Source organism: Streptomyces sp. NPDC005423 (assembly GCF_040606415.1).
In the GTDB taxonomy this organism is placed as follows: Bacteria; Actinomycetota; Actinomycetes; order Streptomycetales; family Streptomycetaceae; genus Streptomyces.
The window spans coordinates 220,720-229,443 of record NZ_JBEXET010000005.1 but is presented as its reverse complement, the minus strand read 5'-3'; the positions used below and the strand labels follow the sequence as shown (position 1 = coordinate 229,443).

8 protein-coding genes are annotated in these 8,724 nt (G+C 74.5%); 4 read left to right on the top strand and 4 right to left on the bottom strand.

Annotated elements, in window-relative coordinates; translation table 11 throughout:
• Together ABZT12_RS09960 and zapE are read right to left on the bottom strand one after the other, a co-directional pair.
• On the bottom strand, positions 1 to 236 hold a 236-nt coding region (locus ABZT12_RS09960), incomplete at its 3' end, for an SPFH domain-containing protein (protein ID WP_356380248.1).
• A gap of 173 nt (positions 237 to 409) precedes the next feature.
• Complete coding sequence (gene zapE, locus ABZT12_RS09955) at positions 410 to 1,516, bottom strand: cell division protein ZapE (protein WP_356380245.1); 1,107 nt, start codon at positions 1,514 to 1,516, stop codon at positions 410 to 412.
• A 276-nt stretch (positions 1,517 to 1,792) separates the two neighbouring features.
• Here zapE and ABZT12_RS09950 point away from each other — a divergent pair, with 276 nt between their 5' ends.
• The 4 genes from ABZT12_RS09950 (at position 1,793) to msrB (ending at position 5,268) form a co-directional block, all read left to right on the top strand.
• Positions 1,793 to 2,587 carry a pyrimidine reductase family protein gene (locus ABZT12_RS09950; protein WP_356380242.1) on the top strand — a complete coding sequence of 265 codons (795 nt, stop codon included), beginning with the start codon at positions 1,793 to 1,795 and terminating at the stop codon, positions 2,585 to 2,587.
• A 166-nt stretch (positions 2,588 to 2,753) separates the two neighbouring features.
• On the top strand, positions 2,754 to 3,227 hold the full coding sequence (locus ABZT12_RS09945) for an indole-3-glycerol phosphate synthase (RefSeq protein ID WP_356380239.1): 474 nt from the start codon (positions 2,754 to 2,756) through the stop codon (positions 3,225 to 3,227).
• Positions 3,228 to 3,449: 222 nt separating this feature from the next.
• Positions 3,450 to 4,838 (top strand): UDP-N-acetylmuramate--L-alanine ligase, encoded by a 1,389-nt coding sequence (murC, locus tag ABZT12_RS09940; protein WP_356380237.1) that lies wholly within the window; start codon positions 3,450 to 3,452, stop codon positions 4,836 to 4,838.
• A 22-nt stretch (positions 4,839 to 4,860) separates the two neighbouring features.
• Positions 4,861 to 5,268 carry a peptide-methionine (R)-S-oxide reductase MsrB gene (msrB, locus tag ABZT12_RS09935; protein ID WP_356380234.1) on the top strand — a complete coding sequence of 136 codons (408 nt, stop codon included), beginning with the start codon at positions 4,861 to 4,863 and terminating at the stop codon, positions 5,266 to 5,268.
• Between the two features lie 90 nt (positions 5,269 to 5,358).
• Here msrB and ABZT12_RS09930 read toward each other — a convergent pair whose 3' ends face one another.
• Positions 5,359 to 7,815 carry an ABC transporter permease gene (locus tag ABZT12_RS09930; RefSeq protein WP_356380231.1) on the bottom strand — a complete coding sequence of 819 codons (2,457 nt, stop codon included), beginning with the start codon at positions 7,813 to 7,815 and terminating at the stop codon, positions 5,359 to 5,361.
• Positions 7,809 to 8,546, bottom strand: a complete 738-nt coding sequence (locus ABZT12_RS09925) for an ABC transporter ATP-binding protein (protein WP_356380228.1) — start codon at positions 8,544 to 8,546, stop codon at positions 7,809 to 7,811. Before ABZT12_RS09925 ends, ABZT12_RS09930 begins: the two co-directional genes overlap by 7 nt.
• Positions 8,547 to 8,724: the final 178 nt, after the last annotated feature.

Here is an 8,724-nt window from a genome sequence, read left to right as displayed (position 1 = left end):
GTGATGCCCTCCTGCGCGGGGATCGGCATCGTCACGATCTGCATGTTGACCTTGCGGAGCTTCTCCACGAACGGGACGACCGTCGTGAAGCCGGGCGACCGCACCTCGCCGACGGCCCGTCCGAGGCGGAACACCACTCCGCGCTCGTACTGCTTGACGACCCGTGCCGCCGCCGCGACGTACACCACGCCCGCGGAACCGGCCGCAGCCGCCGCCACCAGCAGTTCCTGGAGCATCCTGGCCCCCTCGCGGAGAGGTCCGGGCAGTGTGTCTGTCCGTTCCTCCCACGATATGCCCGGTACCGTCCCGGGGCCACGACCGGCCACGACCGGCGAGGACCGGCCACGGGGGCGGCTACCGGTACGGCCCGGCCGGAAGGGAGCGGGAGCGGGCCCCGAACCGGCGCGGGCTAGGCGTTCTCGACCAGTTTCTCGGCGTCCCGGGCCAGCGCGGTCAGCCGGGATATCGCCCGGAAGTACTTCTTGCGGTAACCGCCGTTCAGCATCTCCTCGCTGAACAGCCGGTCGAAGGGCTGCCCCGAGGCCAGCACCGGCACCTCACGGTCGTAGAGCCGGTCCGCGAGGACGACGAGCCGGAGGGCGGTCGACTGGTCCCGCACCGGCCGCACCCCGGTGAGGCAGACCGCGCGGAGGCCGTCGGTCAGCGCTCCGTAGCGGCTGGGGTGGACGTGGGCGAGGTGGTCGAGGAGGAGTGCGAAGTCGTCGAGCGAGGCGTCCTGCGCGGCGTAGGCGGCCTTGGTGACCTGCTCCTCGGAGTGCGGCGCCGGTGCCTTGGGCAGGCCGCGGTGGCGGTAGTCGTCGCCGTCGATGCGCAGCGCGCGGAAGTGCGCGGACAGGCCCTGGATCTCCCGCAGGAAGTCGGCCGCCGCGAACCGGCCCTCGCCGAGCTTGCCCGGCAGGGTGTTGGAGGTGGCGGCGAGCGCCACGCCCGCGTCGACGAGCTTGCCCAGCAGTGTCGAGACCAGGACCGTGTCGCCCGGGTCGTCCAGCTCGAACTCGTCGATGCAGAGCAGCCGGTGGCCGGAGAGCGTCTGGACCGTCTTCTGGAAGCCGAGGGCGCCGACCAGGTTCGTCAGCTCGACGAAGGTGCCGAACGCCTTGAGCGCCGGCTCGGCCGGGGTCGCGTGCCACAGGGAGGCCAGCAGGTGGGTCTTGCCGACGCCGTAGCCGCCGTCCAGGTAGACGCCCCGCGGGCCGGCCGGGGTCTTCGGTGCCCTGGCCCTGCCGAAGCCCAGGAAGCCGCGTTTGGCGCCGCCCGCCGGGTGCGCCCCGCCGAGTCCGGCCGCGAAGCGCTCCAGGACGCCGACCGCCTCGGTCTGGCTGGGCCGGCCGGAGTCCGGGAGGTACGTGGCGAAGCGCACGGAGTCGAAGCGCGGCGGCGGCACCATCTCGGCGACCAGCCGGTCCGCGGGGACGTACGGCTCACGGGCGCACAGGGACAGCGGGGCCGCGTCTGCTATCTGGCTGATCCCGGAGGCTGCGGTGGAGGACGACACGGTCACCCACTCTAGGGCCTGTCCGCGGGGGACGGCCGGGCCGGGGCGGGCGGCCCCGGCGGGTGCCAGGGCGGGCGGCGGCCCGCGCTCGGGGCCGGGGGGCCGTGCGCGCCGGGACGGCGGCGGCCGGCGCCGCGCGCACCGCGGCGAGGGCTCTCACCTGCGCGGGGGCGGTCCGCGACGGGCGAGCGGCGGGGCGTCGAGGTGCGCGTGCCGGAGCGCGCGCCCCCGTCCGGACCGGCCGGCGGGGGCGCATGCCGTGCCACACTGCACGGCATGCGACGCCTGTTCCCTGTGACCGACGAAACAGCACTTCCCGCCTCCGGTGAGGCTCCTGACGCGCGTGCGGCGGACCGGGAGTGGGCTCTCGCGGAGCTGGCGGCGGCGTACGCCTACCCCGCGGGCGCCGGGCCCTGGCTGCGCGCCAACATGGTGTCCTCGCTCGACGGCGCGGGCCAGCACGAGGGGCGCTCGCAGCCCCTCTCCGGCCCCGCCGACATGCGGATCTTCGGCACCCTCAGAGCGTTGGCGGACGTCGTGCTGGTCGGCGCGGAAACGGTACGCCAGGAGGGTTACCGCCCGGCACGCGCGCGTGCGGAGTTCGCGGCGGCACGGCAGGCGGCCGGACAGGGGACCGTCCCGGCGATCGCGATCGTCACCGCCAGTCTCGATCTGGACTTCACGCTGCCCCTCTTCACCTCGCCCGAGGTGCCCACCCTCGTCCTGACGGGTGCCCTGGCCCCTCCGGAGCGGATCGCGGCGGCCGAGAAGAGCGGTGCCCGGGTGGTGATCGCGGGTGACGGCACCGGCGTCGATCCCGCCCGCGCGGTCCGCGCTCTGGCGGAGCTGGGACACACCCGGCTGCTGACCGAGGGCGGCCCCCGGCTGCTCGGCCAGCTGATCGCCGCCGGGGTGCTCGACGAGCTCTGTCTGGCGCTGTCGCCGACGCTCACGGCGGGGGGCGCGCAGCGGATCGCGGGCGGGCCCGCGATCACCGTTCCGCTCCGCTTCGAACTGGTGTCCCTGCTGGAAGAGGCCGGGTTCCTGTTCGGGCGGTACCGCCGGTCCTGAGAACGGCCCCGGGAACGGCGGAAGCGTCCGTTCCGCTCAGCGCGCGACGGGCACACTGAATCCGGCAGTACCCGTCGGATCACGGGGCAGGATGGTTTCCGCAGGGCCGGTCGCGGTCCGCGCGGGAGAGCGGGCCCACGGGTCCTCGAAGGAGAAGGGGCGCCTGGTGTTCACAAGCGTACTGATGATCGAGAAGGCCCTCACGTCCGCCGACGTGGAGTTCGTCACCACCTTGCACGGGGACGAGCCGGTCACCTTCCATGTGCTGCTCCAACCCCGCGGCGACCAGGCCGACCGGCTGCTGCGGGCCATCGACGACGTGGCGCTGGGCGAACTGGACGAGGCGGCGCACGAGCGGGAGACCCCCGAGGGCGAGGACGCCGCCGCTCTCGGCGCGCGCGCCTTGGAGGTGTCCCTGGCCGCCCTGCGCGCGGCGGGCAGCGCGGCGGAGGGCCTGATCGTCGAGGACCATCCGCTGGACGCGCTCAGAGCAGTGGTCGACGAGGTCCACGCCGACGAGGTCATCGTGCTCACCGACCCCCACTACGTGGAGGAGTTCTTCCACCGCGACTGGGCCTCCCGGGCGCGGCACAAGGTCGGCGTACCGGTGCTGAAGCTGTTCTCGCACAGCAAGGCGTGAGCGCCGCGGGCGGCCCGCGCGCCGGCGAGCGTGCGGGCCGCCCGCGCGCGCCTGCCGGCCCGGAGCCCGCCGCGGCCACGCCGCAGGCCGCCCACCGGCCCGCCCCGCCGTGCTCGGCCGCCCGGCCGGTACGGTCCGGCGCCCCCTACGCGAGGCGGCCCCCCCGCACCGCATAGGCTGGCGCCGAACGTCCGCCGTACCAGTACGCACAGGGAGACACACATGGCACCCGGCCTTCCCGCCGCCATGGACCGACCGCACTTCATCGGCATCGGCGGGGCCGGAATGTCGGGCATCGCCAAGATCCTCGCCCAGCGCGGGGCGCGGGTGGCGGGCAGCGACGCCAAGGACTCGGCGACCGCCGACGCCCTCCGTGGCCTCGGCGCCACCGTCCACATCGGGCACGCGGCCGGCCACCTCGCCACCGACGCCACCTGTGTGGTCGTGTCGTCGGCGATCCGCCAGGACAATCCGGAACTCGCCCGCGCGGCCGAACTGGGCATCCCCGTGGTCCACCGCTCGGACGCCCTCGCCCGCCTGATGGACGGGCTGCGCCCGATCGCCGTGGCCGGCACGCACGGCAAGACGACCACGACGTCGATGCTCGCCGTGTCGCTGACCGAGCTGGGTCTGCGGCCGTCGTACGCGATCGGCGGGGACCTGGACGTCCCCGGCTCCAACGCGCTGCACGGCGACGGCGAGATCTTCGTCGCCGAGGCGGACGAGTCGGACCGCAGCTTCCACAAGTACGCCCCCGAGGTCGCGATCGTCCTCAACGTGGAGCTGGACCACCACGCCAACTACGCCTCCATGGACGAGATCTACGAGTCCTTCGAGACGTTCGCGGGCCGGATCGTGCCGGGCGGCACCCTGGTGATCAACGCCGACAACGAGGGCGCCCGGGAGCTGGCCCGGCGGCTGCCCGACTCGGTGCGGACGGTGACGTACGGCGAGTCCGAGGACGCCGACGCACGGGTTCTCTCCGTGACCGCCCAGGGCCTCAAGAGTGAGGTGAGGGTCCTGCTGGACGCCGAGGAACTCACCTTCACCGTCTCCGTCCCCGGCCGGCACTACGCGCACAACGCGGTCGCGGCCCTCGCCGCCGGTGTCGCGCTCGGCCTCCCGGCCGCCGAACTCGCCCCCGCGCTCGCCGCGTACACCGGCGTGAAGCGGCGCCTCCAGCTCAAGGGCGAGGCGGCGGGCGTCCAGGTGATCGACTCCTACGCCCACCACCCCACGGAGATGACCGCCGACCTGGAGGCGATGCGCGCGGCGGCCGACTCCGCGCGGCTGCTCGTCGTCTTCCAGCCCCACCTCTTCTCCCGCACCCAGGAACTCGCCAAGGAGATGGGCCAGTCCCTCGCCCTGGCGGACGCCTCGCTGGTCCTGGACATCTACCCGGCCCGCGAGGACCCGATCCCCGGGGTCACCAGCGACCTGATCATCCAGGCCGCACGGGTGGCGGGCGCGGACGTGACACCGGTCCACGACAAGGCGGACGTGCCCGAGGCCGTCGCGGGAATGGCCAGGCCCGGTGATCTCGTTCTCACCATGGGAGCGGGCGATGTGACAGACCTCGGCCCGCGGATCCTGGACCGTCTGTCGAAGTGATCGAAGCGAGGGGTTGAGGCTCATGTCGTACGACGTCGAGAAGCCGGACGAGCAGTGGCGCACGGAGCTGACCCCGGCCGAGTACACGGTGCTGCGCCGGGCCGGCACCGAACCCGCCTTCACCGGTGAGTACACCGACACCAAGACCGAGGGCGTCTACTCCTGCCGCGCCTGCGGAGCCGAACTCTTCACCTCCACCGAGAAGTTCGAGTCGCACTGCGGCTGGCCGTCCTTCTACGACCCGAAGGACACCGACGCGGTCGAACTGATCCAGGACCGTTCGCACGGAATGGTCCGGACGGAGGTGCGCTGCGCCCGCTGCGGCTCGCACCTCGGCCATGTCTTCGAGGGGGAGGGCTACGCCACTCCCACGGACCAGCGGTACTGCATCAACAGCATCTCGCTGCGGCTGACGCCGCAAGAGGGCTGACCGGAGAGGGCAGTAGCGATCGGCGCGGTCGTCGTCGCCGGTGGACGGACGGGCGACCGGCCCGTCCGTCCACCCCGGCCGGCGTCGGGGTCACTCCCGTACGCCGGCCAGTGCCACGACCCCGCGCCGCAGTGACAGCGCGGCCGGGAGCACCGCGGAGACCACGGCGAGGATCGCGCAGGCGCCCGTCGCCGAGCCGACCGCGGCCCATGGGACGACCAGCGGGCCGCCCACCGAGAGCAGCGCCAGGGCGGCCCGCATGCCGAGCAGGTCGAGGACGGTCGCCAGCAGCCCCAGCACCCCGCCGACCGCCACGACCAGCAGCGCCTCGGCGGCGACCAGGCGGAGCACCTGCCCGGTGGTGGCCCCGGCCAGCCGCAGCGCCGCCTGCTCCCGCACCCGGTCGGAGGCCGACATCACCAGGGTGTTGGCGAGGGAGACACCGGTGTAGAGGAGGGCGATGCCGAGGACCAGCAGGAGGCCGGTCCGGGTCGTGGCGTCGGACCCGCGCCGACTGGCGCGCAGCCACTGGGACTTGGTCCGCACCTGCCCGCCGGACGCGGCCAGCGCCTTGGCCAACTCCCTTTGTACGAGCGCCGGTCGGGCGCCGCTCGCGACCTTCACGTCGATCCGGTCGACGGGCGCGCGCGGAGCGTTGGCCGGGGTGACGTAGACGCCGTTGTCGCCCGTACCGGCGGACATCACCGCCGCGATCCGCAGCGACGTGCGGGTGCCGTCGCCGAGCCACACGCTCACCCGCTCTCCCACGGTGTGCCGCGCCCACTCCTCGTTGACGATGATCGAGTCGTCGTCGAGACCGGCGACCCGGCCGGCGGTGACCGGCAGCCGTACCGTGGCGGCGAGCGGTCCCGGCACGGCCGCGCGGGCCTCGGACCTGACGAGGGCCACCCCGTCCTCCAGGACGTAGACGGCGCTCGACGAGGTGGCGGAGACCTCGGCGCCGGGCACCGCCCGCAGCCGCTCGACGGTCGCCCGGTCGAAGCCCGCGCCGCCGGCCGGTGAGACGACGAAGTCGGCCCGGGTCCGCGCCCGCAGCTGGGCGGCGTCGGCCTCGCGCAGGGTCGCGGTCGCGCCGAGCAGCGATCCCGCGAGGGCGACCGTGACCAGCACGGGGGCGGCGACGGCGGCGGTACGGCGGACCGCGGCGGTCGCGTTCTCGCCCACCACCACGCCGTACGCCCCGGGCAGCCGGGCGGGCAGCCAGGCGAGCGTCCGGCACAGCGGGCGCACCAGCAGCGGCGTCAGCAGCGCGACCGCCGTGATCAGCAGCATGGGGCGCGCGATGTACGTCTTGCGGTGCAGCAGGTCGCCCGGCGCGGAGACCAGCGTCAGGACGAGGGTCAGGAGGGCGGTGAGGAGGAGCGCCCCGCCCAGCAGCCAACGGCCGCGCGTCATCGACTCGTTGTCCACGGACGCGTCGCGCAGCGCCTGCGTGGGAGCGGTCCTCCCGGCCCGCCAGGAGGCGGCCACCGCACCGCACAGCGCCACCGACAGCCCGCTCCAGAAGGCCACGTGATACGGCCAGAGGTGCTCGCCGATGCTGAACCAGTCCGGCGCGAGACCGTCCTGGACGACCCGGCGGGCCAGGCGGGGCGCCGCGTACGCGCCGAGCACGCAGCCCGTCGCCGAGGCGAGCACGCCGACGGCCAGTGCCTCGGCGAGGACCGTCCGGCGCAGCTGTCCCGGGGTGGCGCCCGTGGTGCGCAACAGGCCGAACTCCCGGCGCCGTTGGGCGACGGCGAAGGCGAACGTGGACGCCACCACGAACACCGACACGAAGCCGCTGATCCCGCCGGCCGTGCCGAACATCGCGTTCATCGCGACGAGCGCCTCCCGGTCCCGGTCGGGATCGGCGTCCGCGAGCCGCCGCGCCGGCCCGGTGAGCACGCCGACGCCGGGAGTGCCCGCCACCGCCCCCAGTACCGCCGAGGCATCGGCCGCCACCACCAACTGGGTACTGTCCGGGGCGAGTCGGGCCGCGCGTTCGGCGGTGTAGAAGACGGCGTTCTCGAAGCCGAGCCCGCGCACGGTGCCGACCACCGTCACGGTGCCGGACCCGGTGCGCAACTCCGCTCCTACGGCAGCCCAGTCGCCGCTGATGACCACCTCGCCGGCCGTCTCGGGCGCTCGGCCGGCGTCGAGCCGGTACGGCGCGAAGGCGGCGGTCGGCCATGGGTGGCCCACCAGGTCCGCGGGCGCGCCCTTCGCCCGGACGGCGAAGGAGCGGTCCTCGGTCACGGTGCCGAGCCGTCTCAGCGCGGCGAGGGTCCTCGCCGGTACGGGGTTCGGCCGGGCCAGCCGCGCGCTGCGGACGCCGTGCGGGGTGGCGACCCGCACGGTGTCCCGGCCCTGCACCACGACGGGGGCGGCGGCGAACCGTTCGGGCCGCCGCTCGGGCGCGTCCAGCGACGACGCCAGGGCGAGTCCCATGACGGCGATCAGCGCCACGCCGAGCGAGAGCGCGACGAAACTGCCCACGAAGGTGGCCCAACGGGCGCGCAGCGTAAGGAAGGTGACGCTCAGCACGGCACGGCCTCCAGCTCGGTCAGCCGGGTGGCGATGCCGGCCGCCGTGGCGCCCGCCAGCTCACCGCTGACCCGCCCGTCGACCAGGAAGACGACCCGGTCCGCGCGGGCGGCGGCCACCGGGTCGTGGGTGACCATGACGATTGTGCGGCCCTCCGTGTCGGCCATGGCGCGCAGCAGGGACAGCACCTCGTGGCCGGTCCGCGAGTCGAGCGCGCCGGTCGGCTCGTCGCCGAAGAGCACCTCCGGGCGGGTGATCAGGGCGCGGGCCAGTGCGACGCGCTGCTGCTGGCCGCCGGAGAGCTCGGCGGGGCGGTGCGCCGCCCGGTCGCCGAGCCCGACCTGACGCAGCACCTCGCGGACCCCGTCCTTCGGCGGGCGCCGGCCGGCCAGGCGCAGCGGCAGGGCGACGTTCTGTTCGGCGGTGAGCGACGGCAGCAGGTTGAACGACTGGAACACGAACCCGACGCGCTCCCGCCGCAGCAGCGTCAGCCCCCTCTCGCTCAGCCCGGTCAGTTCGGTGCCGCCGACGGTGACCGAGCCCGCGGTGGGCCGGTCGAGGCCGGCCGCGCACTGCAACAGGGTCGACTTCCCCGACCCGGAGGGCCCCATCACGGCGGTGAACGTGCCGCGCCGAAAGCCCAGCGAGACCCGGTCGAGGGCGGTCACCCGGGCGCCGTGCGCCCCGAACACGCGGCTCACCGCCCGTAGTTGGATCGCGTAGTCGGTCATTTCTCCCCAAGTCCCGCTCGTTCGCTGCCGTTCCACCGGCGGCGCCGGCGACTCCACGAAACCGTGTGCCGGCCCTCGCGCGCAGTGCGGCGGAACGGAGACCTGGGGTAGGGCTGGGCCTACCTTCCCTACCCCCGCTGGACCGATGGCGGCGCGGCCGACCCGCCTTCTACGGTGA